At 68.6% G+C, this 24,414-nt stretch carries 26 protein-coding genes; 11 read left to right on the top strand and 15 right to left on the bottom strand.

Features of this window, described 5'->3' with window-relative positions; translation table 11 throughout:
• Nucleotides 1–160: 160 nt before the first annotated feature.
• From ACFWMR_RS34545 to ACFWMR_RS34525, 5 genes are all read right to left on the bottom strand, one after another.
• Nucleotides 161–724, bottom strand: coding sequence for a hemerythrin domain-containing protein (locus ACFWMR_RS34545; protein WP_378381433.1), 564 nt, complete (start codon nucleotides 722–724; stop codon nucleotides 161–163).
• Nucleotides 725–787: 63 nt separating this feature from the next.
• Nucleotides 788–1,093, bottom strand: coding sequence for a DUF6766 family protein (locus ACFWMR_RS34540; RefSeq protein WP_378381432.1), 306 nt, complete (start codon nucleotides 1,091–1,093; stop codon nucleotides 788–790).
• A gap of 10 nt (nucleotides 1,094–1,103) precedes the next feature.
• Nucleotides 1,104–1,328, bottom strand: a complete 225-nt coding sequence (locus ACFWMR_RS34535; protein WP_378381434.1) for a DUF6766 family protein — start codon at nucleotides 1,326–1,328, stop codon at nucleotides 1,104–1,106.
• Nucleotides 1,329–1,798: 470 nt separating this feature from the next.
• Complete coding sequence (locus ACFWMR_RS34530) at nucleotides 1,799–2,410, bottom strand: flavodoxin family protein (RefSeq protein ID WP_378381431.1); 612 nt, start codon at nucleotides 2,408–2,410, stop codon at nucleotides 1,799–1,801.
• A 26-nt stretch (nucleotides 2,411–2,436) separates the two neighbouring features.
• Complete coding sequence (locus ACFWMR_RS34525; RefSeq protein ID WP_378381430.1) at nucleotides 2,437–3,540, bottom strand: carboxylate-amine ligase; 1,104 nt, start codon at nucleotides 3,538–3,540, stop codon at nucleotides 2,437–2,439.
• Nucleotides 3,541–3,611: 71 nt separating this feature from the next.
• Between ACFWMR_RS34525 and ACFWMR_RS34520 the strand changes: the two genes are divergently transcribed.
• Nucleotides 3,612–3,971 (top strand): hypothetical protein, encoded by a 360-nt coding sequence (locus tag ACFWMR_RS34520; RefSeq protein WP_093937117.1) that lies wholly within the window; start codon nucleotides 3,612–3,614, stop codon nucleotides 3,969–3,971.
• Nucleotides 3,972–3,981: 10 nt separating this feature from the next.
• Here the strand turns inward: ACFWMR_RS34520 and ACFWMR_RS34515 are convergent, their stop codons facing one another.
• Nucleotides 3,982–4,845, bottom strand: a complete 864-nt coding sequence (locus ACFWMR_RS34515) for a universal stress protein (protein ID WP_378381429.1) — start codon at nucleotides 4,843–4,845, stop codon at nucleotides 3,982–3,984.
• Between the two features lie 200 nt (nucleotides 4,846–5,045).
• On the opposite strand from ACFWMR_RS34515, the gene ACFWMR_RS34510 reads away from it, so the two are divergent.
• Entirely contained in the window at nucleotides 5,046–5,339 is a 294-nt protein-coding gene (locus ACFWMR_RS34510) for an STAS domain-containing protein (RefSeq protein WP_378381428.1), read from the top strand.
• Nucleotides 5,340–5,355: 16 nt separating this feature from the next.
• On the opposite strand, the gene ACFWMR_RS34505 is transcribed toward ACFWMR_RS34510, so the two are convergent.
• The 3 genes from ACFWMR_RS34505 to ACFWMR_RS34495 all read right to left on the bottom strand — a co-directional run bounded on the left by ACFWMR_RS34505 (nucleotide 5,356) and on the right by ACFWMR_RS34495 (nucleotide 9,392).
• Nucleotides 5,356–6,591: a PucR family transcriptional regulator gene (locus tag ACFWMR_RS34505; RefSeq protein WP_378381427.1), complete on the bottom strand. Its 1,236-nt coding sequence runs from the start codon at nucleotides 6,589–6,591 to the stop codon at nucleotides 5,356–5,358.
• A 22-nt stretch (nucleotides 6,592–6,613) separates the two neighbouring features.
• Nucleotides 6,614–7,015 (bottom strand): STAS domain-containing protein, encoded by a 402-nt coding sequence (locus ACFWMR_RS34500; RefSeq protein WP_093937161.1) that lies wholly within the window; start codon nucleotides 7,013–7,015, stop codon nucleotides 6,614–6,616.
• A gap of 196 nt (nucleotides 7,016–7,211) precedes the next feature.
• The gene (locus ACFWMR_RS34495; protein WP_378381426.1) at nucleotides 7,212–9,392 is read right to left on the bottom strand and encodes an ATP-binding protein; all 2,181 of its coding nucleotides are present in this window, start codon (nucleotides 9,390–9,392) and stop codon (nucleotides 7,212–7,214) included.
• An 89-nt stretch (nucleotides 9,393–9,481) separates the two neighbouring features.
• Between ACFWMR_RS34495 and ACFWMR_RS34490 the strand changes: the two genes are divergently transcribed.
• Nucleotides 9,482–10,150 (top strand): DNA alkylation repair protein, encoded by a 669-nt coding sequence (locus ACFWMR_RS34490; protein ID WP_378381425.1) that lies wholly within the window; start codon nucleotides 9,482–9,484, stop codon nucleotides 10,148–10,150.
• Here ACFWMR_RS34490 and ACFWMR_RS34485 read toward each other — a convergent pair.
• Complete coding sequence (locus ACFWMR_RS34485) at nucleotides 10,119–10,523, bottom strand: nuclear transport factor 2 family protein (RefSeq protein WP_378381423.1); 405 nt, start codon at nucleotides 10,521–10,523, stop codon at nucleotides 10,119–10,121. The two genes, ACFWMR_RS34490 and ACFWMR_RS34485, sit on opposite strands and share 32 nt — an antisense overlap.
• Nucleotides 10,524–10,648: 125 nt before the next feature.
• Here ACFWMR_RS34485 and ACFWMR_RS34480 point away from each other — a divergent pair, with 125 nt between their 5' ends.
• Together ACFWMR_RS34480 and ACFWMR_RS34475 are read left to right on the top strand one after the other, a co-directional pair.
• Entirely contained in the window at nucleotides 10,649–11,230 is a 582-nt protein-coding gene (locus ACFWMR_RS34480; RefSeq protein ID WP_378381421.1) for a PadR family transcriptional regulator, read from the top strand.
• Nucleotides 11,223–11,645: a VOC family protein gene (locus tag ACFWMR_RS34475; protein WP_378381420.1), complete on the top strand. Its 423-nt coding sequence runs from the start codon at nucleotides 11,223–11,225 to the stop codon at nucleotides 11,643–11,645. Before ACFWMR_RS34480 ends, ACFWMR_RS34475 begins: the two co-directional genes overlap by 8 nt.
• A 43-nt stretch (nucleotides 11,646–11,688) precedes the next feature.
• Here ACFWMR_RS34475 and ACFWMR_RS34470 read toward each other — a convergent pair whose 3' ends face one another.
• Entirely contained in the window at nucleotides 11,689–13,560 is a 1,872-nt protein-coding gene (locus ACFWMR_RS34470) for a glycoside hydrolase family 5 protein (RefSeq protein WP_378381419.1), read from the bottom strand.
• Nucleotides 13,561–13,614: 54 nt separating this feature from the next.
• Between ACFWMR_RS34470 and ACFWMR_RS34465 the strand changes: the two genes are divergently transcribed.
• The 5 genes from ACFWMR_RS34465 (at nucleotide 13,615) to ACFWMR_RS34445 (ending at nucleotide 18,436) form a co-directional block, all read left to right on the top strand.
• On the top strand, nucleotides 13,615–14,157 hold the full coding sequence (locus ACFWMR_RS34465; RefSeq protein ID WP_378381418.1) for a cysteine hydrolase family protein: 543 nt from the start codon (nucleotides 13,615–13,617) through the stop codon (nucleotides 14,155–14,157).
• Between the two features lie 79 nt (nucleotides 14,158–14,236).
• Complete coding sequence (locus tag ACFWMR_RS34460) at nucleotides 14,237–15,214, top strand: aldo/keto reductase (RefSeq protein WP_378381417.1); 978 nt, start codon at nucleotides 14,237–14,239, stop codon at nucleotides 15,212–15,214.
• A gap of 9 nt (nucleotides 15,215–15,223) precedes the next feature.
• The gene (locus ACFWMR_RS34455; protein ID WP_378381416.1) at nucleotides 15,224–15,658 is read left to right on the top strand and encodes a VOC family protein; all 435 of its coding nucleotides are present in this window, start codon (nucleotides 15,224–15,226) and stop codon (nucleotides 15,656–15,658) included.
• A gap of 378 nt (nucleotides 15,659–16,036) precedes the next feature.
• Nucleotides 16,037–16,906: a MerR family transcriptional regulator gene (locus ACFWMR_RS34450; protein ID WP_378381414.1), complete on the top strand. Its 870-nt coding sequence runs from the start codon at nucleotides 16,037–16,039 to the stop codon at nucleotides 16,904–16,906.
• Between the two features lie 21 nt (nucleotides 16,907–16,927).
• Complete coding sequence (locus ACFWMR_RS34445) at nucleotides 16,928–18,436, top strand: cryptochrome/photolyase family protein (RefSeq protein ID WP_378381413.1); 1,509 nt, start codon at nucleotides 16,928–16,930, stop codon at nucleotides 18,434–18,436.
• Between the two features lie 10 nt (nucleotides 18,437–18,446).
• On the opposite strand, the gene ACFWMR_RS34440 is transcribed toward ACFWMR_RS34445, so the two are convergent.
• A complete protein-coding gene (locus tag ACFWMR_RS34440) occupies nucleotides 18,447–19,691 on the bottom strand; it encodes an alpha/beta hydrolase (protein WP_378381412.1) in 1,245 nt (414 codons plus the stop codon).
• A gap of 56 nt (nucleotides 19,692–19,747) precedes the next feature.
• Between ACFWMR_RS34440 and ACFWMR_RS34435 the strand changes: the two genes are divergently transcribed.
• The gene (locus ACFWMR_RS34435; protein WP_378381411.1) at nucleotides 19,748–20,287 is read left to right on the top strand and encodes a helix-turn-helix domain-containing protein; all 540 of its coding nucleotides are present in this window, start codon (nucleotides 19,748–19,750) and stop codon (nucleotides 20,285–20,287) included.
• Nucleotides 20,288–20,290: 3 nt separating this feature from the next.
• On the opposite strand, the gene ACFWMR_RS34430 is transcribed toward ACFWMR_RS34435, so the two are convergent.
• The 3 genes from ACFWMR_RS34430 to ACFWMR_RS34420 all read right to left on the bottom strand — a co-directional run bounded on the left by ACFWMR_RS34430 (nucleotide 20,291) and on the right by ACFWMR_RS34420 (nucleotide 24,115).
• A complete protein-coding gene (locus ACFWMR_RS34430; RefSeq protein WP_378381409.1) occupies nucleotides 20,291–20,875 on the bottom strand; it encodes a hypothetical protein in 585 nt (194 codons plus the stop codon).
• 213 nt (nucleotides 20,876–21,088) lie between these two features.
• A complete protein-coding gene (locus ACFWMR_RS34425) occupies nucleotides 21,089–23,395 on the bottom strand; it encodes a PQQ-dependent sugar dehydrogenase (protein WP_378381408.1) in 2,307 nt (768 codons plus the stop codon).
• A 285-nt stretch (nucleotides 23,396–23,680) separates the two neighbouring features.
• Complete coding sequence (locus ACFWMR_RS34420; RefSeq protein ID WP_378381407.1) at nucleotides 23,681–24,115, bottom strand: hypothetical protein; 435 nt, start codon at nucleotides 24,113–24,115, stop codon at nucleotides 23,681–23,683.
• Between the last annotated feature and the right edge of the window lie 299 nt (nucleotides 24,116–24,414).

Genomic DNA, 24,414 nt, shown 5'->3' with positions numbered 1-24,414 from the left:
ACTTTCGGGACATCAGACGTCCCGAAAGTGGCTTTCGCGACACCCGAACCAGGCAGGCAAGCGAACGGTCGAGCACGACACCTTTGCCCTACCTCTCAAAAGAATCGCCGCCCACGGCCATCCCAGCCGACGCCTCACCCGCCCCAAGCGGCACGAAAGATCAGGTGGCGCGGCCCTCCAGCGCGTCCCGGATCTTGTCGATGAACGCCGTTCCCGGCGCCAGGATCCGGTTGGCGGGCGGATGGTCCGGAGCGGCCGGATGCGGGCGGGTCGGAGCGATTTCCTTGGCTCGCAACACTTTCTCGCCCAGCTCGCGGAGGTCTTCCGGTGTACAGGCCGCCTGGAGCTTCGGCAGCAGGTCGCTCTCTTCCTCCTCGATGTGGTGCCGGACGTCCTCGATCAGTTTGGAGACCAGTTCGTCGAACCGCTTGTCCTTCGGCTCCAGGCCGATGAGTTCGTTCATCACCCGCTCGGCTTCGGCGTGTTCCTCGAGCTCGTGCCCGACCACGTCGTCGCCGTCGGGGATGTGCTTCCGCGCGGCGGGATACATGTGCTGTTCCTCCGCGACCGAGTGCCGGACGAGTTCGGCGATCACGTGGTCCGCGAGATCCTTGCGGTGTCGATCACCGCCCTTGCCGGACTCGAGTTCCTTGAAGGTCCGTTCGAAGGCACGGTGATCCCCGGTGATCACCGAGACGAGGTCGTGTTTCGTGGTGGTGGTCATGGACAAACTCCTGTCCGTTTCGTCAGTCCGACTATCCGTGGGTACCCGCTCTCCGCCGTTCAATCACCCGGATTCGTCGGTGGCTTGATGTGGCGCGCCGACGGGTTTGGATTCGGGGGAGCCGCGCTGGCGCAGGTACACGCTGAACACCGCCATCGAACCGATGGCCAGGAACTCCGACTGCCAGTTCTGGAGTGTGCGGTTCCAGAAGTCCGAGGATGTCAAATAGCCGAGCCAGGAGACCGGATCGCCGAATTCGGTGAGCTGTTCGGCGTTGTAGGCGCTCATCCCGGCGACGGATTGGGCGAGCCACGACAGCAGGACGAGCCCGAGCATCGCCTGCCCTCTTCGGCGAGTCGACAGTCGCATGCCGCCTCACCTATTGGTCTTCGTCCGTTTCCCAGCCGGCCCGTTTGGATTCGGGGGAGCCCCGTAGCAGAACCCACACGGAGGCGAACACGTACAGGAAGAACTGGAGGTATTCGGATTTCCAGTTCTCGGCGACGTTGACGGCGAAAGCCGCGGACGTCACGTAGTCGAGCAGGCCGACAGGTTCGGCGGCGTGAGCGAGCCGCCCGTCGTTGTAATCGGCGAGGCCGGACAGCGCCTGTCCGAACGAGGCTCAGCAGGAACAACAGACCGAACGCCAGCGAAAGCGTGTAGTCACGAGAAACGCCGCATCGTCCGCCTCCTTCACCGGTGCAGCCGCAGACCTGTTCGTTGCGGTGGTGGCAGCCCGCGCCCGTGACGAGCCAGCCGGTGGAGGACTCGTGCAGGAAAAGGGTGTCGCCGGTGGTTTTCACTTGAGCCTCTTTGCTCCAGACCGAAACCGTCTCGGGCGCTCCATCCGGGATCTTCGCGGCCGCCAGGGCACGTTCGCAGCATTTCGGCGCCGGCAAGGCACACGCCGAGCGGTGACTACCCGATGCCACAGCGCCGAGGAACCGCCCGGCGGCCTCTTACACCAGTTCGGGGCCGCTCGCTTCAGGGCAACCGGCAAGCACCGAACGCCAGGGCTTCGACTATCACAAAGGTCGAACACCCCACCGTCCGGTCGCTTACCCTCGCGGTGGATCATGAGGCGGGGTACTGACGCTCCCTCAACAGATTCGCCAGGTGGACGGCGTTGGCCGCCAACGTCGAGTTGGTCGACTCGACAGCTTCCGGCGTGCCGTCGAGGTCGTTGTAATCGCCGCCCTTCATCGCTTCGCCGTTCCAATAGGTCCCGCCCTGCGCGGGCACCGTGAAGCCGGTGTCGTTGAGGGCCTGGAACAGGTCGGCGGTGATCTTGTGCGCGCCGTCTTCGTTGCCGACGACGGCGGTGACACCGACCTTGCCGAACGTCGTGGGCCTGCCTTCAGTGTCCGTTTCGGACAGTTCGGCGTCGAGCCGTTCCAGGACGCGCTGGGCCACACTGGACATGTGGCCGACCCAGGTCGGCGTCGAGATCAGCAGGATGTCGGCGGCTTGGATCTTGCGGCGGATCCCGGGCCAGGCGTCGCCATCGCCCATGTCCGCTCCCACACCCGGCTTGACGTCGTGGTCGACCACGCGTACGAGTTCGCCGGTGGCGCCGTGTTCGGCCAGCTTGTCGAGCAGCTGCTGGGCGATCAGCGCGCTGCTGGACGGCGCGGGTGACGGTTTCAGCGAGCAGACCAGTGCGAGGGCCTTCAAGGGCTGGGTCATCGTGTCCTCCTGTCCATGTCCGCGGGCTACCCGGCCGGTGATCGCCGGAAACCCGGTCGCCCGGCCAGCAGATCCACGACGTCCTCCGCGCGTCGCCGCTTTTCGAACCGCGTCCGTTGACGGTCGGCGCCGCTGCCTTCGGCGACCAACCGGGCGTAGCCGTCACGGACGAAGTCGAGGTCACCGGTCTCGTCGAGCGCGCCGGCGGCGAAGGTGACGACGTCGTCGAGCACGTCGCTCGCCGGTGCGAGGTCACCGGTCCGGAAATGCGGGCAGCGGCCGGAAACGCCCTCCCTCGACGCGCGCCAGATCTGCGCTCGCAAGACCTCGTTGGACAGGTCCGCGGGGCGGCCCTCCGAGGCGAGGATCGTGCCGACCAGCCCGCGGATCAGCACCCCGAGCAGAACCGCCTCGCCGGGGGTGGCCGCGACGTCGGCGAACCGGAATTCCACGGTCGGCTGCTTCTCGGAAAGCCTTACGTCCCAATAGACCATCGCGCGATCGAGGATGGCGCCCGCGCGGAGCCAGGCGTCGACGATGCCGTCGTAGTGGTCCAGCGAGGCGAACAGCGGCGGCGAACCTGCCGAAGGCCAGCGGTTCCACTGCTGGTAGCGCCAGCTCGCGTACCCGGTGTCGTATCCGTCGCAGATCGCGGAATTGGCGGTCACGGTCAGCAGCGCGGGCAGGAAGGGCCGGATGTGGTTGATCACCCGGATCCCGGTCTCCCGGTCGGGGATGGCGATGTGGACATGACAGCCGCAGGTGTGCGACGTCCGCGCGGTCGCCCCGAAATGCTCGGCCATCCGCTCGTAGCGCGGATTCGGCGTGATGGCGGGCAACGCCGTCTCCGACAGCGGCGCGCAGCCGCTGGGGAGCAGCCGACAGTCCCGGCGGGCGGCGGTCCGGGCCAGTTCCGCCCGCAGCGTCGTCAGCTGGTGCTCGGCTTCGTCGTGGGTCGTGCAGATGCCGGTCGCCGATTCGGCTTGGGAACGGGTGAGCTCCTGCTGCAGTTCACCCTCCTCTTCGTCCGCGGCGTCCACGACGGCGTCACCGGTCTGGGAAAGCCGGCCGTCCCGGTCCACCACGAAGAACTCTTCCTCGATCCCGAAGGTGAGTACGTCGTCGTTCACAACCGCTGATACCCCTGGCCTTTACGGCACAAACTCGGGTTTCGCAGGTCGAGGAGGGGGTACTTCAGGGCATGAGAACCCACTCCGAGGAGCCGCCGTACCTGCTGGCCGCACAGGCCGGGTCGGTCGTGCGTCACCTGTACAGCCGCCTGCGGGCAGGCGAACCGGCCTCGCCTGCCGACCTGCGCCGGACCATCGGTGCGTTGCAGCAGCTCGCCGACGACCTCGCCCACCTGCTGCCGGGTCTGCAAGGTCAGCTCGAAGAGAACCTGCTGGCGGGCCGGGTCGGCGCGGGGGACACGCCGGGGGAGACCTGGGACAAGGTCGCCGATATCGGCCACGCGCTCGCCCAGGCCCACGCGAGCAGCCTGGTGATGGCCACCGAACTGCGCGCTTCGCAGCGGGTCCTCGGAGAACTCGCCTCTTCCTGACCCGCCGGTCTCAGCCGACCGGCTGAGCGCGGACTACCGCCACCGGGCAGTGCGCGTGGTGCAGCGCGTCGTCGCTGATCGACCCCAGAAGCAACCGCCGGAGATCACCGTGATCGCTCCGGCCCAGCACCAGCAGCGCAGCCTCACTGGACTGCACGGTCAAGGCCTGCGCGGCGGGGCCGATGCCGTGCACCATCTCCACGGCGACGTCCGGATAGCGCTCCTGCCACGGCTTGAGCTGCCGGGCGACGAGCTCGTCGGCGACTTCCTGGGGGAGTCCGGGTGCCGGATCCAGGACCGGTCCACCGAGCAGAGGCTCGCTAGCGGGACCCCAGATCGGCATCCGGGCGACATGGACCGCGTGCACGGTGAGCCCGTGCCGCGCCGCGAAGTCGAACGCGAAACCGGCCGCCTGGGCACTCTGCTCCGAGCCGTCGGTCCCGAGGATCACCGGCCCGTCCGGGGGCGGCTCTTCCCCGCGTACGACCACGACAGGACGGCCGGCGGTCTTGGTCACGCCGGATTCCGTCGAGCCCAGGACAGCCCTGGTGAATATCCCGGTGTGGGATTCACCCAGCACGATCATCGTCGCGTCCGTCTCGTCGGCGACAGCGGTCAGGACCTGCTCCGGAGCATCGTCGCGGACCACCGTGCGGACGTCGAGACCGGGGTCGGAGCGTCCCAGTGCGTCCACCGTCGAAGCGAGCTGCCGCTGGGCAGACTCCGCTTCGGCAGCGTCACCGGCGTGAGCGAGGACCAAGCCGAGGCCGCGCGCTTTCGCTTCGGCGGCCGCCCAGCGGACGGCACGGCTTGCCTCCGGCGACCCGTCGAAACCGGTCACGACCGGCCCGGGGCGGGTTCGGTCAGCGGACATGGGGCATCACCTCCGACTTGGCGGTGATACCCGCTTTCGGCGGTGTTCAAGCGTCCGCTTGTTTCGCCGGGCCCCGCAGCTGGGTACTTCCATACATGACTTCCCTGTCGACGCCCCGCGCGCTTGACACGAAGCGCGCCGTCCTGGTGCCCCCGGAATCACGGGCACCGGAGGAATCGCGGGGACGTCTACGACTGCGCGTGAGCAGGCCGGCCAAGGGCACCGCCGTCATCACGGCGAACGGCGAGGTCGACCTCGGTACCGCGCCCCGGCTCTGGGACATGCTTAACCAGCGGCTCCACGGTCACGGTGCCACGTTGATCGTCAACCTGTCCGATCTCGATTTCTTCGGCGTGACGGGCATCCGGGTGCTCGAACGGGCTCAGCTGCTCGCCGACGACACAGGCACGCTCCTGTTCGTCTTCCCCGGTGAGTGCCGTTCCGCCCGGCGGATGCTCGACCTCTACGAGGGCGAAGGTCTTCACTCACTGTAAGCGCCTTGGTGACGAGTCACAACCGGCGGCGGGCCGAGAGCGCCGCGTTCAGCAGCGCGATGTGTTCGAGCCGAGTGGGGTCCAATCCGGTGAGATCGGCGATCCGGCGCAGCCGATAGTCGACGGTGTTGGGATGGACGTGCAGGTCGGCGGCGGTCTGCCGTCGTCCGCCACGCCGCAGGAAGGTCTCCAGAGTCTGGAGGAGTTCCTCGTTGCCTTCCAGCGGGGCCAGCCGGGTGGCCAGCCGGTCCAGGGCCGGGCCGGGGCGCGAAAGCTGGTACTCGAGCAGGACGTCGTCGAGCCGGTACAGGCCCGGCGGCCGCCCTGATCCGGTGGCGACCGCGAGCACGTCCTGCGCGAGCTTCGCCGCGGCGGGCACGCCGGACGGTTCGGCCGCGGCGGTCCCGGCGATGACTTCCGCGCCCGCGGTACGCGCGACGTCGGCGAGGACCCGCTCCAGGCGAGTCCAGTCGCGTGTGGACAGTTCGTCGGCCGCGGTTTCGTGCGGCAGCAAGGCGATGCCACCCTCGGGGGTGAGCGAGGTCAGGACCGTGCCCCGGATCTGCCGCTCCAGTTCGACCCGCAGCCGCCGGAGTTTCCGGCGGCCGGCGATCAGCGGGTCGACCCCGTTGGCCTCCTCGTCCGGATGCGCCCCGACAGACGCCGCGAGGACGATGTAGCACGGCGGCAGGCGCAGGCCCGCCTGTCCCGCCGCGACGTCCGCCGGATCGCCGTCGAGGAGGGCGGAAAGCACCGTGTGCCGCGCCGAACGTTCGTCGTCGAACATCGTCTGGCGCTCGTCGAGGTAGCCCGCGCCGACCGCGGGCGTGACCACCTCGAGGTAACGCAGGGTCAGCGCGTTGACGGCCAGGACGTCGGCGACCTCGTCCGGACGCGCGTCCGGCGTCACCGACGCCCAGACCACCTGGATCCCGATGTGGTACGCGGTGAGCACGATGTCGATCGGGATGCCCTCTTCGGCGCGCCGGGCGGCCGATTCGCGGAGGAAGTCGAGTTCCTCCCGGGTGGGCGTGTCCCCGGTGCGCAGGGTGTCGATGAACGACCGCAGATTCTGCTCGATCACGTGCGTGATGTCGCCGCTGAGCTCCTCGGCGGGCAGCAGACCGTACTCCGGGATCCGGGAGACGATCTCGGACAGGACCGTCTTCGTGAGCGACGGCAGGACTTCGGTCAGCCGTTCCGCCAGTGGGCGTCCGCCGATGCGGAACCCCGGATCCTTGTCACCCGTCACAACCGCCCATCATGACAGCTGGTCAGCGAGTGAGCGCGTCCCGTGCCGAATCGAGGGTCGGGTGCACGGTGAAAACGGCGTCGAGGCCGAGCAGCGACATCGGGCGCAGCAGGGCTCGCTCCTGGGTGACCAGGATGAACGGGACGCCGGCGGTCTCGGCCTTCCCGCGGATCTGGACAAGCGCGGTGAAGCCGGACGAATCGCAGAACGTGACCGCGGACAGGTCCGCGATCAACGCCGCGGGAGTGAACTGGAGCTCCTCTTCCAGGGCCTTTCGCAGGCTGTCCGAGACGGCGAGATCGATCTCACCGGACACGGTGACGACGGTGTCGGCGCTGGACGTCGTCACGGAGATGGCGAGCGAGGAGACGAACCTCCGCGCCTGACGTGGCGGATCGGAAGCGGGAGCGCGGTAGTCGGTCAAGTTGACTCCTTGCCGGTACTGGGGACCGGCTGCTGCCCGGTGGACATGCCGGACCCATGAGAGGGGATCCGGCGGCTGGTGTCTGAACCGCGACGGGGTCAACCGTAGCAGCCTCGCGGCCCGTCCTGCCGGTTGAGCGATGTCCGGTCGGTCACCGACCGGCGCCTTCGATACCGGCACGTGCACCGGTGGATCATCAGGTCGTTCGCGCCCTGGCCTCGCCGACCATGACCTGGTCGAGGTCGGGGTGGATCCCGTCGGCCCGGTCCCACAGCTCGGCCGCCAGCGCCATGGAGCCTTCGGCCGCCGCGACATTGCCGAGACCCGTGTAGGCGCGCGCGGCTTCGTAATGGCTTCCGCAGGCTTCGGCCCGTTCCGCGGCGGCGCGATAGGCCGAGGCGGCGAGGTCATGGCGTTCCGTGTGGTACCACGCCCAGCCGACACAGTTGAGGGCCATCGCCGCGTCGAGGTCCAGTCCGAGTTCGTCGAAGACGGCCAGCGTTTCGGCGGCGAGCGCGGCGGCCTCGGCCGCCCGCCCGGTCGCGGTCAGCACCAGCGCGATCCCGCGGCCGGTGATCGCGGCGTTGCGGCGATTGCCGTCACGGACGTAGGACGCGTGCGCCTGCCGGAGGTCTCGAAGAGCCTCGGCGTGCTTGCCTCGATAGTGCTCGGCCCAGCCGCTGTGCGCCAGCGTCGTGGTTTCACCGTGACCGTCACCGATACGGCGGAACAGCGCGAGTGCTTCGCCGTAATAAGCGGAAGCTTCGTCCAGGTCGCCGCGATCGACGTGCGCGACCCCCAGGTTCGCCGTGGTGGTGGCGAGCGCCCAGGTGTCACCGATCGCCTCGGCGGACGCGCGCGCCCACCGATGGGTCTCCAGCCACGGGTCCCAGAGTTTGGCCACGAAGAAGAAGTCGCGCAGGAAGAAGGCGAGCTGCCAGCACCTCTCGTGCTCGCCGCGGTCACGCGCCGTCCTGCACAGGGCCACCAGACCGGGCCATTCGGCGCGGAACCAGGACATCGCCATCTCGCCGTCGTCCATCCGGACCGGTTCCGGGGTTCCCGGAGCGAAGGCGATCTCCGGGACGAAGCGATGCGGGGTCAGTTCCTTGTCGGCCTGTGCGGCGCTTCGAACCGCGAAAGCGGTGAGCCTGCTGAATGCTTTCATTCCGTCCTCCGGGTCGGTGAGTACGAATTCGGCAGCGAACGCGCGCAGCAGATCGTGGAATCCGTATCGGTCGGGTTCTGGCTGGGTGATCAAATGGGCTTCGTGCAGCCGGTCGAGGAGGTGATCGGTTTCCCGGAGTGAAAGGGCGCTCAGCGCACTCGCGGAATGGAGGTCGAGATCGGTGCCGGGGTGGACGGTGAGCAGGCCGAAAAGTCTCGACTCGGCGGCACTCAGCTGCTGAACGGACAGCGAGAACGCGGCCGAGAGGGTGCGCTCGCCGTCGTCCAGCTCGCCGAGGCGAGCGGTTTCGTCTTCCAGCCGCCGGTCGAGTTCCGCGACGTCCCACGCCGGATGAGCGCGAAGCCTCGCCGCGGCGATCCGGATGGCGAGGGGGAGCCGGGCACAGCGCCGGACCACCCGGGTGACGGCCGCTCCGGCCGGCGCGCCGGTGACCGTGGTGAAAAGATCCACCGCGGCGGCGAGCGGAAGCATGTCCAACGTGACGTGCGCGGCGTCGTCGAGCGCGCTCAGCCTGGACCTGCTGGTGATCAGTACGCGGCACTTCGGCTCGGCGGGGAGCAGCGGTCGCACTTGAGCCGCGCTGACCGCGTTGTCGAGCACCAGGAGAAGACTGCGGCCGCGAAGCCGGGATCGGTACAGTGCCGCGCGATCGGCCGGATCGGCGGGAATACGGTCCGCCGGAACGCCGAGTACCCGCAACACCCTGTCGTGTATCGCGGTGGGATCGCCGGACTCGTGACCACGCAGGTCGATGAACAGACAGCCGTCGGCGAATCCCGATTCCAGCCGGTGCGCGCACCGGACCGCGAGTTCGGTCTTGCCGACACCGCCCATGCCGGACACCACGCAGACACCGCCGTCGGCTTCGAGCGCCGTGCGGATCGCCCGCAGTTCGGTGGTCCGGCCCGTGAAGGAGGGCGTGGCCGGCGGTAAGCCGGACGGCCGGACATCCGGTCGTGTCCTGCGCCGCACGAGCCCGCCCGGGAGCAACGGGGTCAGCTGTCCTTCCGCGTCCAGTTCCGCTTCGCACAATGCGGCGAGCGCGGGATTCGGCGCGGAGAGTCCTGTCTCGACCTTGCTGAGATAACCCTTGCTGTAGTGGGTGCGAGCGGCGAGCTCGGTGAGTGAAAGGCCTGCCGCTTTGCGGCGTCGTCTCAGTTCGGCTCCGAATGTGGCTCTCTCGGTCATCGGCACCCATCCTCGTCGGAGGATCAGTATCGGCTGGCCACGGAGCGGCTCGTAGGCTGAACGCCACACGCGGTGGACGGGAGGCCGAGGTGACCGGGACGACGACGGCCGAGGTGATGGCCGAGCTGGCCGCGCTCGAAGACCCGCGCGCACGCCAGGTGAACGAGAAGCACGGTGACGACCACGGGGTGAACCTCGGCAAGCTGCGCGCGCTCGCGAAACGGCTCAAAACCCAGCAGGGACTCGCGCTGGAGCTCTGGGAAACGGACGACACCGCGGCGAAACTGCTCGCGCTCCTGATCTGCCGTCCGAAGGCGTTCGAGCGGGCCGAGCTGGACCGCATGGTGCGCGAGGCGCGTACCCCGAAGGTGCACGACTGGCTCGTGAACTACGTGGTCAAGAAGAGCCCGCACGCCGAAGAGCTGCGCCTCGCCTGGTCCGCCGATCCGGATCCCGTCGTCGCGAGCGCCGGCTGGGCGCTGACCACCGAACGGGTGGCGAAGAAGCCCGCGGGCCTGGACCTCACGCGGCTGCTCGACGTCATCGAGGCGGAGATGAAGACCGCGCCGGATCGCTTGCAGTGGGCGATGAACCATTGCCTGGCGCAGATCGGGATCGACCACGCCGAGCATCGCGCGCGGGCGATCGGCATCGGGGAACGCCTGGAGGTGCTCAAGGACTACCCGACGCCGCCGAACTGCACGTCTCCGTTCGCGCCCGTCTGGATCACCGAGATGGTGCGGCGGCAGCACGCGTAGCGTCCGCCTTGATGTCCTCGAACTGGGCGCCCATCCGCGCCGCGAGCGCTTCCGCCGCCCGCAACGGCCGGACCATCACCTTGAAGTCGGTGATCTTGCCGTCGGTGTCGAAGGTCAGGAGGTCGCAGCCGTTGATCTCCAGCCCGTCCACCGTCGCTTCGAACTCGTACACGTGGTGCGCGCCGTCGTGGATCTCGCGCACGTAGCGGAAGTCCTCGAACACGCGCAGGACGCCGCGCAGGATCGCCGCGGTGATCGCCTTTCCCTGGTACGGCTTGAAAGCCACGGGGCTGGTGAAGATCACGTCGTCGGCGAGCATCGCCTCGATCGCGGCGGCGTCCTTCGCTTCGACTGCCTGACGGAACGTGGGCATGAGCGATCTCCTCATAGTCAACTTGTTGAGTAGATGCCGCCGAGCTTAGGTGATCGCCGAGCAAGCTGTCCATCAAAGTGACTAATCAACTTTGCGACTAGTCCGGGTGGCGATACCATCGCGCCATGGCGTTGCGGAACGCGATCCTCGCGATGCTCCTGGACGGCGAGTCCTCGGGCTACGATCTGGCGAAGGGCTTCAACGCGTCGGTCGCCAACTTCTGGACCGCGACTCCTCAGCAGCTCTACCGGGAGCTCGACAAGATGGAGTCGCAGGGCCTGGTCGCGGCCCGGATCGTCGAACAGGAGCGGCGTCCGAACAAACGGCTCTTCTCCTTGACTGACGCCGGCGCGACCGAACTCGCCGAGTTCACCACGCGAGTACCGAAGCCGACCGCGATCCGCGATGAGCTGCTGGTGCAGATCCAGGCTGTCGAGGCGGGTGACGACGGGCGGATCCGGCGCGCCGTCGCGGACAGGATGGCCGCCGCCGAAACGAAGCTCAAACGCTTCGAGCGTCTCCGGGACCGCCTGCTCGGCGAGTCCACCGAGGCCGAGTTCTTCGCGACCGCGCCGCGGGTCGGCCCGTATCTGACCCTGGCCCGCGGGATCGCGTTCGAACAGGAGAACATCCGCTGGTGCGAACAGGTTCTCGCGGTGCTCGACCGGCGCGAGGCCGCGGGTTTCGGAGGTGAACGGCTTGACTGAGCAGGAGAAGGGCCCGGCGTTCCGGCAGGTGGTGCTGGACTGCACCGACGTCCGCGCGCTCGCGGAGTTCTACCGGCGTCTGCTGGTCTGGAACTACCGCCCGGGTGACGAACCGCCTCGGCCCGGCGCCGAGGACAAGGACTGGCTGGTGCTGAGAAACCCTGATGGCGGGGCGCAAATCGCCTTCCAGCAGGTCGATCGGCTGGAAGAAGCGAGCTGGCCAGATCCCGCGCCGGTACCCCAGCAACTGCACCTGGACCTGACCGTGGACTCGGTCGAGGAACTCGATGTGCAGCACCGCCGGGTCCTGGAACTCGGCGGGCGGCTCCGCTCCGACCGCAGTGATGACCCCGAAGAACCTCTGCGCGTCTACGCGGATCCGGCGGGGCATCCGTTCTGCGTCTTCGTCGCCTGAGGTGGCGGCGTGTGTGGATTTCGGGACGTCAGATGACCGGAAATCAGGCGCGGCAGAGCAGCGCGTCGGGAGTGCGGTTCGAGCCGACGCGGCCGGTGTACGCGACACCGGCGACGTATTCACCCGGCGCGCATTGGCCCTTGTAGTGACCCGACGCGAAGTCGCCACCGGGAGCCCCCGACGGCCGGCTGTCGCCGCGGTCGAACCAGACCGTCCGGCCGGTGCGGCCCAGTGGAGTGGAGGACTTCCCGCACAACAGGGCGGAGAACGCCGCGCCGGTGACGCTGTAGCCGACGGCAGCGTGCTCGGGCGGGCATTGCACCTTCGTGTACCCGGACGCCCAGTCGGTGTCCACATAGGTCTCACCGCGGACCACGGCGTAGTCCGCCGGAACGGCGAGCGTGCCGGTGCACAGACCCCGGTTGCCGGTATGGGCGAGGCCGGTGAGCCGCTGGCCGTCGGGACAGACACCCTTGCGAGCGCCCGGATTCCAGTCCGCCTTCGAACGCACCTCGCGGGAAGCCTGGAAATCGGCGTAGTCGAGATTGAGCATCGACCAGCGCTCAGCCATCGGGATCTGCCCGGTACGGGAAGGCGAGTCCACCAGGCGTCGCCAGGCCGGGCCACGCCAGTCCGTGCCGTCGAGCACGTCGACGCGCCGGCCCGCGGTGTCCCACGAGAGCAGCGACCAGCCGTTGCCCCCGCCGCCGTCGTGGAAACCGACCGCGGGCCAGTAGGCGAAATCGGTGTCGTTCTCGGCGAGGTAGCCGACGAAGTTCTCGAACCAGGCCCGGCTCGCCGCGTCGGTGGTGTGGCGGCCTTCGCCGAACTCGCTGATCCAGAGCGGCGCGGTGTAGTGCTTGCCGGTCTCCGCCGAGACGAAGAACGCTTGCCGGTGAAGGACATCGCGGAGTTCCCGCGGAGACAGGTCCCGGTAGCGCGGGTCGTGGGTTTCGCCGGTGCCGGTCGCCCCGGAATGGTTCGGACCGGTGTAGCCGTAGAAATGCGCGGCGTAGACCAGTTTCCCGGAATCCACGAGCGTGTGTGACAGCGTGCGGGCGGGCTCCAGCGTGGGCCTGCCGTGGGGAAGACCGTCCACGGGCACACCGGTCCAGTTGATGCCCTCGACGATCAGCAGCAGGTCCGGATTGGCTTCGGTCTGGATGCGATCGGCCACCCGCTGGCTCGCCCGCTGCCAGTCGGTGCCGTTGCCCCAGCCCCAATTGGGATCGTCGAACACGTTGCGGCGGACCTCGTTGTACAGGTCGGCGCCGACCACCCGCTTGTTCGCGGCGTAGCGGCGGGCCATGAACAGCCAGTCGTCCTGCCATCGCTGTTCGGTCTGCGCGGTGTTCCAGCGTTCGTTGCCGTCGAGACCGCAGCACCAGCGCGAGGTGGTGGTGTGATTGTTGAGGATCACCGCGAACCCGCGAGCGGTCAGCCGCGTGACGACGCGGTCGTAGACCTGCAGCGGGGTCAGGCCGCGCAGGTCCGGATTCGCCGGCAGTCCGGGAACCGGTGCGGTGTCGTGGATCATGGCGTTGGAGAAGGGAAGCCGGACGCTGTTCAGCCCCAGTTCCGCCAGTCCGTCGATGACCGTGTCGATCGATACCCGGTCCAGCCCGAGCGGCGTCTGATACGCGATTTCGCCGGCGTGGTGCGTGGCGGGATCGTTCACGTCGCCCGACCCGTTCCACGTCCCGCTCGCGCCGTGCCAGTTGGCGGCCTTCAGTTTGAACCGGTTGCCCGCCGCGTCGACGATGTAGCGCCCGCGCGTACTGAGCGGGGCGACCCAGCCCGACGGGTCCGCCTCGGTTCCGGCGGCCGCGAGCGGGGGAGGGGGAACCACGACGCCGACGGTTACCAGCACCGCGAGCAGCACACTCTTGATCCTCACCCGCCGGAGGCTAGCCATGCGCACCATCGGTTGTATACGGACGATCGGGTTCACTCTTGGTAGCTTCCCGTCATGACCACCGCGTTGATCATCGGTGACCTCCAGCGAGGCATCACGGGCGGCTATCCGTTCGCCAAGCGAGTCATGCCGCCGCTCACGGCACTGCTGCCCCGGGCCCGCGCGGCAGGCGCGCTCGTCGTGTTCGTGCGTTTCGCGCTGCGGGGCAACGGCTCCGACCTGCCTCCGGGGAACCCTTTGTTCAAGTCGTTCCACGAGGCCGGTGACACCTTCCACGAGGGCTCCGCCGGGACCGGGATCGATCTGCCGGTCGCCGACGAGGACGTGGTCGTGCTGAAGCGCCGTGCCAGCGCGTTCGCCGGTACGGATCTCGATCTGGTGCTTCGTGCGCGGGGCGTCGACACCGTCGTGATCGCCGGGGTCGCGACCAGTGCGATGGTGGCCGCGACGGCCTACGACGCGGCGGACCGCGGCTACCACGTGACCGTGCTGCGCGACGGCTGCGCCGACGGTGATCAGGCGATGCACGACTTCTTCGTGGACGCGGTCTTCCCGAGCCGGGGGTTCGAGGTCGTGTCCTGCGAGGACTGGTCGTGAGCGGTCTTCGATAAATGCCAGGCGGGATCCGCCCTTGATGTGGCACGGTGCACGGTGAGCTGATCAAGGGGGCTGGGAGATGGAGACGCGGCGACTCGGGCGCACCGACGTCGAGGTGACCCGACTGGGGTTCGGTGGCGGTCCGCTCGGCGGGCTGTTCGCGCCGCTGGACGACGAGACGGCCGCGGGGGCGCTGGCCGCGGCCTGGGACGGCGGGATCCGGTACTACGACACGTCGCCGCATTACGGCATCGGGCATTCCGAACGACGGATCGGTGAGTTCCTGCGCTCGCGGCCGCGTGATTCCTACGTCCTGTCGACGAAGGTCGGCCGCCTGCTGGTGCCGCAGGACGCGGACGGGAAGAGTGATCCGGCCGGTTTCCACGTCCCCGCCACGCATCGCCGGATACGCGACTTCACTCGCGACGGGATCAGGCGCAGCGTCGAGGATTCGTTGGAGCGCATGGGCTTGGACCGGATCGACGTCCTGTACCTGCACGACGCCGAGGAATACTTCGACGACGCGGTTCGCGAGGGTTATCCGGCCCTGGCGGAGCTGCGGTCCGAAGGGATGGTCGGCGCGATCGGCGCCGGAATGTACGACACGGCCATGCTCACCACCTTGGTGCGGGAGACCGACGTCGACGTGATCATGCAGTCCGGCCGCCACACGTTGCTCGATCACAGCGCGCTGGACACGTTCCTGCCCGCGTGCCGGGAACGGGGTGTCTCGGTGATCGCGGCGTCGATCTTCAACTCCGGACTGCTCGCCGCGCGCCGGCCGGTCGAGGGAGCGTACTTCGATTACGAGGCCGCGACACCGGAAATCGTGGAGCGGGCGAACAGGATCGCCGACGTGTGCGAGGCACACGGCGTCACGCTTCCGCAGGCGGCCATGGCCTTCCCGCTCCGGCATCCGGCCGTCGCCGGGATCGCGGTGGGAATGCGGTCCGCCGAGGAGGCGCGGCGCAACGTGGAGTCCTTCGCGGTAAAGGTGCCCGCGCGGCTCTGGGCCGATTTACGCGCCGCGGGTTTGATCAGTCCGGACAACGATTAGGGTGGTTTGATGGCGTCGGTCAGGCAGGTACAGGTCACTTTCGATTGCGCGGAACCAGAGCGTGTCGCCCGTTTCTGGTGCGAGGTGCTGGGATACGTCGTGCCGCCGCCACCGGAAGGGTTCGCCACCTGGGACGACTACACGCGCTCGCTGCCGCTTGAGAAGCAGGACAAGGGCTTCGTGTGCAGTGATCCCACCGGCGTGGGGCCGCGGCTGTACTTCCAGCGCGTTCCCGAAGGCAAGGTCGTCAAGAACCGGGTTCATCTCGACGTGCGCGTCGGCACCGGGCTCGTGGGCGAAGAGCGTCTCGCCGCGCTCGAAGCCGAATGCGCCCGGCTGGTCGCGCTCGGCGCGATCCGTGATCAGGTTCTGCTCGCGGACGAAGAAAACGAGTCCTGCATCAATATGCGCGATATCGAGGGCAACGAGTTCTGCCTCGACTGACACTCTTTCGGCTGACCGCCATTCGCGGGATCGATTCGCAACCGTTGCACAACTCGTGTATCGTCTTGCATCGCTCACGAAGCGAAAACGACCACCTGACAAACGTGGGTGACGTGCCGTTTCGTCACCCTGCGGGCCCGGCCATCCTCCCCCTCGTGCCGGGTTCCGGAGCCCGGCGGCGCCCGGCGGAAGCCGGCCCCCTCCCGGTCGATCCGTGGCGCCGCCGGGAACTCAGCGCTCTCGTGATCGTGGCCGGTCGTGGTGGGAAGACACGCGCGGCGGCCTCGTCGCGGCGGTCGGAACGGGGCGTGATCTCGTAAGCTGGCCGCGGTGTGCACCCGCGCGGGGGAGGACTGCACCTGGATTCGTGAGGTGTCGATGGACGTCGATGAGGTGAGCGCGGGCTCTTGGACTCCGGGCATGGTCGCCGAGGAGCTGGGCATCTCTCCGGTGACGCTCCGGACCTGGGCATCCCGTTACGGCGTCGGTCCTTCCTTGCGGCCGGACGGGCGTCATCGGCGTTACTCCGACGCCGACGTCCGCAAGCTCCAGTACATGCGGCGGCTGATCGGCCGCGGCATCAAGCCGCGCGAGGCGGCGGCCGCCGTGTTCTCCGGTTCGGAGGACGCTGTCCGCGAGATCTCCCTCGATGAGCGGGCGGACGAGCTCGAACGGGCCGCGGAGGCTCTCGACTTCACCGTCGTCGCGGCTCTCTTGGACGAAACGCTCGACACGATGGGCGCGGCGAGGACGTGGACCGAAATACTGTTGCCGATCCTGCGCGACCTCGGCGTCCGCTGGAGCCGGGGTGATGTGTGCTTCGAGTCCGAATGGGCGCTCACCAGCGAGGTGTCTTACGCGCTACAGCGCTACGTCGCCCGGTTCGCCTACACGCCGTCGGATCGTCGCGTGCTCATCGCGTGCTGCCCCGCGGAACGCCACAGCCTGCCTGTCGAAGTCCTGCGCGCGTCGCTGGCGGAGGTCGGCATCCCCGCCGTCTACCTCGGGCACATGGTGCCGGCGGAGACCACCGCGGGGATGGTCGCCAAGCTCGAACCGGTGCTGGTCGTGTTGTGGTCGATGTCCCCGACGACCGTCGACAACCTGTTGCGGCAGCGCCTTCAGCGCCGTGGTTTCGACGTCGCCGTCGCGGGCCCCGGCTGGGACGGGCTCAACGTCCGTGGTGCTCCTTGGGTGAACGACCTGGCGGGCGCGATGGACCTCGCCGCCGAGCGGATGAAGGCCTGACGCCCTAGGATCGCATCGATTATGAATCGAAAGAAGAGTGGTTCCGATCCGCTGTGGCTGTTCGGTGATCAACTGGGACCGCACTTCCACGGCACGGCCGGGAATCGAGACCGTGAGATCCTGCTGATCCGCTCGGCCGCGGCCTTCGCGCGCCGCCCGTACCACCGGCAGAAGATCCACCTCGTCGAAGCCGGAATCCGGCGGCTCGCCGCGGATCTCGGCGACCGAGTCCGAATCGTCGACGCGCCGACCTACGCGGACGGGCTGCGCCGATTCGGACGGCCGGTCGTGGTGCACGAACCCGGCTCGCACGCCGCCGAGGCCCTCGTGCGGCGTCTGCAGAAGCAGGGTCTGGTCACGGAAGTGCTTCCGACGCCGGGATTCGTCCGGTCCAAAGAGGACTTCGCGACCTGGGCGCGGGACCGGCGGCGGTTCGTGATGGAGGACTTCTACCGCGATCAACGCCGCCGGTTCGGTGTGCTGCTCGAACCGGACGGCGATCCGGCCGGCGGGAAATGGAACTTCGACCACGACAACCGGCGTCCCCCGCCGGGGCGATCCACGCTGCCCGTTCCCGCGCCCTGGTTCCCGTCCGAGGACGACGTGGACGAACAGGTGCGCGCGGACCTCGACAAGGCGGAACGGGACGGTGAGATCCACCCGGTCGGTGTCGACGGTCCACGCCTTTTCGCCGTCAGCCAGGCGGAAGCGGAAGAGGCGCTGGACCGGTTCCTCGACCACCGGCTCGCGACTTTCGGCCCGCATCAGGACGCCATGCTCAGCGCCGATTGGGCGATGTCGCACGCGCTGCTGTCGGTGCCGCTGAACCTCGGCCTGCTCGACCCGCTCGACGTCGTCCATCGTGCCGAGGAACGGTATCTGTCCGGTACGGCGCCGCTGGCGAGTGTCGAAGGGTTCGTCCGGCAGATCCTCGGCTGGCGGGAGTGGATCTGGCACCTCTACTGGCATCTGGGGCCGGACTACCTGAAGAGGAACGAACTCGACGCCGATCGGAAGCTGCCCCGGTGGTGGCGGGAGCTCGACGCCGACACGGTCGAGGCGGCCTGTCTCCGCACCGCACTCGCCGGTGTGCGGGATCGCGGCTACGCCCACCACATCGAGCGGCTCATGGTGCTGGGAAACCACGCGCTGCAACGCGGTTACGACCCGGCGGAGCTCACCGGCTGGTTCGCCACCGCGTTCGTCGACGGGTTCCCCTGGGTCATGCCCGCCAACGTCATCGGGATGAGCCAGTACGCGGACGGGGGGATCGTCGGCACGAAGCCGTACGCGGCGGGCGGTGCCTACATCAGCCGCATGAGTGACCACTGCGGTGGATGTACCTACAACCCGAAGAAACGAGTGGGCGAAGACGCCTGCCCGTTCACCGCGGGTTATTGGGCTTTCCTCGACCGCAACGCCGATCGCCTGGCGGGCAATCCCCGGATGCGCCAGCCGTTGAACGGTCTGCGCAGACTGTCCGACCTACCCGACGTCGTGGCACAGGAGAATCGGCGGGATCGGTTCTGACCGGAAGGCGTCATCCCACTTCGCCGAGCCAGTCCGCGATGTCGTCGATTACCGCCGCGTCGACGTGGTTCGGCTCCTCGTAGCCGGCCGGTGTGGAGGGGCCGGTGCCGGGGAAGAACAGGTGATCGCCGGCGGCGTGGACGTGGATCGTGACGTCCGGACGGTGGGCCAGGCCTGTTCGCCAGCGCGGCAGATCGTCTTCGACGGTCACCTGGTAGTCGCGGCCGCCTTGGAGGACGAGCATGGGTTTGTCCAGCCTCGCCGCCGTCGCGACGGGATCGTAACCGCGCTGATCGAGCCAGTACGACCCGGAAAAGCCGAACGGCAGGTCCGTGCCCGGAGTGTCGGGGGAGAGGCCTGGGCTGTCGACGTTCGCCGCCTGACGGGTGAAAAGGTCGACGGTGTCTTGGTCGATGAGTTCAGGGGCCGTGGTCATCAGGTGGCGGGCGACGCGGATCGCGGCGTGGTGCATCGGCTGGGTGTCGCCCGCCAGGACGACCAGTCCCGCGACGGCGGGCTCCGCGAGCGCGACCCGGGGCGCGACCTTGCCGCCCATGCTGTGGCCGAGCACGAACACCCGGTCCACAGTGGACTCCCGCCGCAGCAGCCGGACGGCGGCCGTGGCATGGGGCACGTACTCGTCGGACATCGTGAATCCCGGGGCGTTGGCCGCCTCCGGACTGCGGTAGGTGATCTTGTCGAAACGGAGCACCGCCACGCCTCGGGAGGCGAGCCCCCAGGCGAGGTCTTTGAGCGGCTTGTTCGGCCCGCTGGTCTCGTCGCGGTCGAACGGCCCGCCGCCGGGCAGCAGGACGACGCCGGGCCGGGCGCCGGGTCCGTCCGGCATGGTCAAGGTTCCTGGCACGGCCGAAGAACCGGCGCCGATCGTGACCTCGCGTTCGGTGAACGCCGAGGGATCCGCGTAGGGCGGCGGTGTCCACGCGGGCCCCGGCGCGGGCGTGAGTTGCAGGCCTTGCAGCAGGCCGTCCGCGTCGATTGACATGAGCACCGTGAGGTCGCCGCCCTCGCAGCGCACGGGAACGCGGGCCCGGACGAGATCCGCGGTGACGGTTTCGGCGACCGCGTCCCCGATGCCCGTGACGGCGCCGCGTTTGCCGATCTCGGCCGTCCAGGCGGCCCGCAGCGTCCCGGCCGGAACGGCGGCGCGCAACGGGGGCGCGAAGAGGGCCTCGACCTCGTCGAAACGTTCTTCGCGCAGCATCTCGGCTACCGCGGTGGCTGGCCCCAGGTTCATCACAACTACCTTTCTCATATTTTGCGAAAGGTAGCACATCGTGAGACCGTTGGGCGGTGAACGCGTTGGAACTCCTGGCACATCCGGTCCGCTTGCGCATAGTGCACGCGATGCGCGGCGAGCGGGTGCTCACGACGGCCCAGCTCTGCGCGCGCGTCCCCGATGCCTCGAAAGCGATGGTCTACCGGCATGTCGAACTCCTCGAAGCGGGTGGCGTCCTGGAGGTGGCGGAGGAACGACGGGTGCGCGGCGCCGTCGAGCGTGGCTACCGGCTTCGCCGGGATCGCGGGTCCCTCGATCCCGAGGCCATCGCGTCGGCGTCCACCGAGGATTTCCGCCGGAGCTTCGCCGTCGCGCTGGCCGCGCTGGTCGCCGAGTTCGACGCCTATCTGGACCGGGACGGGGCCGATCCGGTCGCGGACCTGGTCGGGTATCGCCAGCACGCCGTCTGGCTCTCCCGTGACGAGCTTGTCGAGCTGATCGGCGCGATGCGGCAGGCCATCGTCCCCGTGCTGTCCAACGAGCCGAGAGCGGACCGCGCCCAGTACCTGCTCAGCCCGATCCAGTTCCCGATCGAAGGCCCGGAACGGACGTGATCTTCAGGCGTCGCGAATGCTGAAGGTCGTGACGCAGAAACTGCCGTCTTCCGTGCGATCCGAGATCACGGTGCCTTTGGCGGAGCGGTTTTCGACGGTTCCCGCGACGTCGGCCAGAACGAATCTGGACGTCCCGCTGGTCCTGGTGATCGTGACACGTGAACCCAGCGGGAGCAGGGAGTCGATCTTGTCGTCTATGAATCGCTTCTGCTCTTCGCAGGCCAACGCGATCGCCCCCGCTTTGTCGTTTCCGGCGATCTTGGTGAGGAAATCCGTGATCACCTGAACACCTTTCTCCGGCGGCGGAACCGGGCGCCTCGTCACGGTGACCCTCGGCCGCGTCGCCCGGCTGACCGTCGTGGTGGTCGGGCTGTCTTCGCTGCTCGTGGGCACCGAAGTAGGTGTCGGACTCGAGGACGGGGCGGGCAGCGAGATGCCGTCGCCTTTGCCGAGCAGGAACCCGGGAGTGGCGAAACCGGTGATGCAGAAGGCGACCAAGGCGATCACCGCGATCAAGATCCCGATGGCGAGGCCGGGCTTCACGGTCGCCGGTCGGGCCGGTGTGTTCTGCTGGTCTGGGTAGCTCATCGGATTCACCTTCCGCGCGGATCTGAATTGGCGATCCGACGGCGGTCACCCGGCACGGGTTCCGACATTTCGTGGACCTTACGGATCCCCGGATTCGCTTTCTTTCGCGCTTGCGGCGCGCAAGGGAACCCGGCCCACCGCGTTTCGTCCTCTGGATGCGGTAGTTGCGCGGGCAACCATCGCGATCAGAGGACGAAACGCGGGACGACGGGTTCAGCAGGGTCGCAACAGCCAGCAGAGCCGGTAGTTCGCCTGGTAGGTCGTGGACGTGCCGGGCGCGACGATGTTCTGCGTCCGCGCACCGCCGTGCGACCAGTCGGTGAAGGCGTACTTCAGGTTGAGCGGTGGCAGGTTCTGCGGGCTGTCCGCGCTGATCGAGTTGGTGGATCCGGCGATCACCGTCCGGGAGAACGGCGTGCGCTGCTGGGTCCCGCCGACGGTGAGCAGCGCCTGACCGGGGTTGGAGGCGAAGTTCAGCGACACCGTCTTCGGCTGGAGATCGACGGTCTTGCTGCCGGTGCGCCCGGTCGAGTCGGTCGCCGTGAGCGTCAGTTGCAGGTAGGACGGGTACTCGTGGTCCGGAGCGACGAACGAGCCGGACGCGACGCCGGGGAAGTCCTGGACGTTGTGCGTATGGCAGGTGCCGTTGGCGGCGCAGTGCCGGATCGCGAGCCGCCAGGTCAGCGCCGAAGCCGGGAGCTCACCGTCTTGGGCGTCGACAGCGCGGCCGGCGAACGTCACGGTCTGGCCGACCGACCAGGTCAGCGTGCCGTCCGGGCTGTCGATGACCGGCACCGGATCGAGGCCCTCCGGGTTCCCGACGGTCACCCGGACCGTCGTGGTCGCGCTCGCGCCGTGCGAGTCCGTCACCTTCAGCCCGGCGTCGACGGTGGCGGCCGCGGTGTAGGTCCAGGTGGGGCGTGAGGCCGAGGAGTCGTCGTAGGCGCCGTCACCGTCGAGGTCCCAGGCGTAGGACAGGGTGTCCCCGGCGTCCGGATCGGTGGAACCGGTGCCGTCGAACTCGACCGTCAGCGGCGCCGGGCCGCTCGGCGGGTTCGCCGTGGCCACCGCGACCGGTGGCCGGTTCGTACCGCCGGGATGGCTCACGCGACGAAGTTCGCCGCTGCCCAGGGCGACGTAGAACAGATCGCCGCCCGGACCGGTGAGCACCTGCACCGGCGTTTTGACACCGGTCACGAACGGCACCAGCTTGCTCGGGCTCGGCAGGCCGCCGACGGTCTGCATCGCCCAGATGCATCCCCGGGAGGAGTCGGCGAAGAACAGCGCGCCGGAGTACTCGCCGGGGTAGTTGCTGCCGGACTCGAAGGCGATACCGCTGATCGACGAGCCGCCGGTGGGACACGGATCGGTCGCGACCACCTTGTCCCGATGGTTGTAGGCGTAGTACGGCGCCGATTGCCCACCCGCGGAGTACAGGGACTCGCACAGGTCGAGGTTCGTGCCGTCGTACCCGGCCTGCCTGGAGGCGCCTTCGAAACAGGGCCAGCCGAAGTTCTCCGCCACCGAGTCGCCGACGTCGGCGACTCGGTTGATCTCCTCCCAGGTGTCCCAGCCGACGTCACCGGCCCAGAGCTCGCCGGTGCCCGGCCGGAAGCCGAACCGGAACTGGTTCCGCCCGCCGTAGGCGATCACGCGCCGGGCGTTGGCGTCGGCGCTGCTCGCGAAGGGATTGTCGGGGAGACCTTCGCCGGTGTCGGGATCCAGGCGCAGCAACGCGCCGTTGAGCAGGACAGGCTCGCCGGCGGGGCGTCGCGGTGACTGCGAACGCAACGCGCCGCCCTCGGCCGTCGGCGGCGTGAGGTTCGTCCCGGCGGGCGAGGGCGGGTCGGCGCAGGGGTTTTCGACCTGGCCGTAGTCGGCGAAGTTGAAGCTGGCGCCGTCACCGCCGCCCGCGTACAGAGCACCGTCCGGCCCGAAGGCCAGCGCGCCGACCGAGTGGCTGGGGAACTGCTGACACCAGCCCGTGACCAGCGGTTTCTCGCTGGCGGCGACGCCTGCCTGGCCCATGGTCAGCCGGGAGACGCGACCGGTGACGACACAGCCCTTGGCGGTGGCGCCCGGCGGGGTCGGGCAGGCGTCGCCCCACTGCGGCGGAGTGCCGCCGGGCGACGCGTCGAGGGTGTAGGAGACGTAGACGTAAGGCCTGGCGGGGAAACCGGGGTCGACGGCCAGCCCGAGCAGACCGCGGTCCCAGAAATCCTGAGTCTGGGGCCGCAGGTCGGCGAAGACCGTCGCCGTCGGGTCGGCGAGCGAGTCGAAGACCTTGACCACTCCGCTCTTCTCCGCGACGAACACCCGGCCGTCCGGCGCGAACGCGGTGGCGGTCGGCGAACTGAGCCCGCCGATCGCCACCGTGTCGGTGAAACCGGCGGGTACCGCGGCCTCGGCGGGTGCCGCGGCGACGAGGGCGACCGCGAGGGTGCCGACGAGCGGACCGACGACGCCGATTGCCAGCGCACGTCGTGATCTTCGAGGGAACAGCGTACGACGAGAACTCATCACACGGACTCCTCCTGCGCGGGGACCGGAAAGAACGCGACAGCTGCCCGGTATGGCGTGAGACGACCGAAAGTTGTTACGGCCGTGCGGGAAATACGCACAACTCGCCAAAAACGCGCCGGGCGCGGCGGCTCCTCACGCGTGGCTGCCCGGCCTTCAGATCGGGCGTCAACTCGAGTTCGGCGTCGGCCAGGTCTGGTCGCTAGCGCCTTCGCCGGACGGCGCGAGTGTCGTCGCGGCCAACGGCTCGGCGGTCGTGGAATGGCGCTTCTGCCCGACGGATCGTCACTCCGCCCCTGCGTCTGATCGGGCACCTGCCGCCGACCGGTACGCGGCGATCCTGACCCGCAGGCCGCGCAGGTGGACCAGATCGATGTCGAAGGTGGACACCGGCCGGTAGCCCGGGGTGGACCCGGCGGACCGGCAAGGACCGTTGACGTAGACGAAATCGTCGTCCGGTTCGTACCGGGGCTCGGACCAGATCGCGGGATCCCCGGCCCCGCTGTCACCCCGGCGAGCGCGCGCCTGCCAATAGAGAGGCAGCTTCATGATCTCGCCGAGCGCCTTGTCGAACGCGGCGAGGTCGGCGGCGGCGATCCCGAAGCCGCGCCCGTTCCACACGCGAGGTGCCCAGTACCCGTCGCCGACGGCATGGGCGAAGAGGGCGGTGTCCTCGGACGCGGTGATCGTCCAATCGGCCACGGTGGTGAGTGTCGGCATGAGGATTCCCGATCGTCGTGGCCCCCAGGTTCGGCACACCGTAATCGAGCGGCTTCACGCAGTGGTACCACCGGCGGTCCGCGAGTGTTGCGCCGACTGGCCGCCGCGCACCCGAAGTGCCAGGTCCAGTGGGTCCCTTCCCGGAGCCGGACGCAAATCTGTTCATCTTCGGTTCATCTGTCGATCACCGGATTCCGCGAATCGTGCGAGGTTGTTTCGCTGAATGGCCCGATACTGGTCGGAAGCTTTGAGCCCCAAGTCCGTGAAGGCCTCCTTGAGGGACCCAGAGTCCCTCAAGG

The sequence above is a fragment of the Amycolatopsis thailandensis genome (genome assembly GCF_042723255.1).
Classification (GTDB): Bacteria; Actinomycetota; Actinomycetes; order Mycobacteriales; family Pseudonocardiaceae; genus Amycolatopsis; species Amycolatopsis thailandensis.
The sequence above is the reverse complement of the archived record's forward strand: the minus strand, read 5'-3'. Positions and strand labels throughout refer to the sequence as shown.

What these genes read in the sequence shown, in the direction of transcription:
- ACFWMR_RS34420 (WP_378381407.1), bottom strand. Translation starts at nt 24,115, where the DNA reads ATGCCGACACTCACCACCGTGGCCGATTGGACGATCACCGCGTCCGAG.
- ACFWMR_RS34460 (WP_378381417.1), top strand. Translation starts at nt 14,237, where the DNA reads ATGGAGACGCGGCGACTCGGGCGCACCGACGTCGAGGTGACCCGACTG.
- ACFWMR_RS34465 (WP_378381418.1), top strand. Translation starts at nt 13,615, where the DNA reads ATGACCACCGCGTTGATCATCGGTGACCTCCAGCGAGGCATCACGGGC.
- ACFWMR_RS34495 (WP_378381426.1), bottom strand. Translation starts at nt 9,392, where the DNA reads ATGACCGAGAGAGCCACATTCGGAGCCGAACTGAGACGACGCCGCAAA.
- ACFWMR_RS34450 (WP_378381414.1), top strand. Translation starts at nt 16,037, where the DNA reads ATGGACGTCGATGAGGTGAGCGCGGGCTCTTGGACTCCGGGCATGGTC.
- ACFWMR_RS34530 (WP_378381431.1), bottom strand. Translation starts at nt 2,410, where the DNA reads ATGACCCAGCCCTTGAAGGCCCTCGCACTGGTCTGCTCGCTGAAACCG.
- ACFWMR_RS34480 (WP_378381421.1), top strand. Translation starts at nt 10,649, where the DNA reads ATGGCGTTGCGGAACGCGATCCTCGCGATGCTCCTGGACGGCGAGTCC.
- ACFWMR_RS34470 (WP_378381419.1), bottom strand. Translation starts at nt 13,560, where the DNA reads ATGGCTAGCCTCCGGCGGGTGAGGATCAAGAGTGTGCTGCTCGCGGTG.
- ACFWMR_RS34540 (WP_378381432.1), bottom strand. Translation starts at nt 1,093, where the DNA reads ATGCGACTGTCGACTCGCCGAAGAGGGCAGGCGATGCTCGGGCTCGTC.
- ACFWMR_RS34455 (WP_378381416.1), top strand. Translation starts at nt 15,224, where the DNA reads ATGGCGTCGGTCAGGCAGGTACAGGTCACTTTCGATTGCGCGGAACCA.
- ACFWMR_RS34515 (WP_378381429.1), bottom strand. Translation starts at nt 4,845, where the DNA reads ATGTCCGCTGACCGAACCCGCCCCGGGCCGGTCGTGACCGGTTTCGAC.
- ACFWMR_RS34425 (WP_378381408.1), bottom strand. Translation starts at nt 23,395, where the DNA reads ATGAGTTCTCGTCGTACGCTGTTCCCTCGAAGATCACGACGTGCGCTG.
- ACFWMR_RS34520 (WP_093937117.1), top strand. Translation starts at nt 3,612, where the DNA reads ATGAGAACCCACTCCGAGGAGCCGCCGTACCTGCTGGCCGCACAGGCC.
- ACFWMR_RS34430 (WP_378381409.1), bottom strand. Translation starts at nt 20,875, where the DNA reads ATGAGCTACCCAGACCAGCAGAACACACCGGCCCGACCGGCGACCGTG.
- ACFWMR_RS34485 (WP_378381423.1), bottom strand. Translation starts at nt 10,523, where the DNA reads ATGCCCACGTTCCGTCAGGCAGTCGAAGCGAAGGACGCCGCCGCGATC.
- ACFWMR_RS34445 (WP_378381413.1), top strand. Translation starts at nt 16,928, where the DNA reads ATGAATCGAAAGAAGAGTGGTTCCGATCCGCTGTGGCTGTTCGGTGAT.
- ACFWMR_RS34545 (WP_378381433.1), bottom strand. Translation starts at nt 724, where the DNA reads ATGACCACCACCACGAAACACGACCTCGTCTCGGTGATCACCGGGGAT.
- ACFWMR_RS34440 (WP_378381412.1), bottom strand. Translation starts at nt 19,691, where the DNA reads ATGAACCTGGGGCCAGCCACCGCGGTAGCCGAGATGCTGCGCGAAGAA.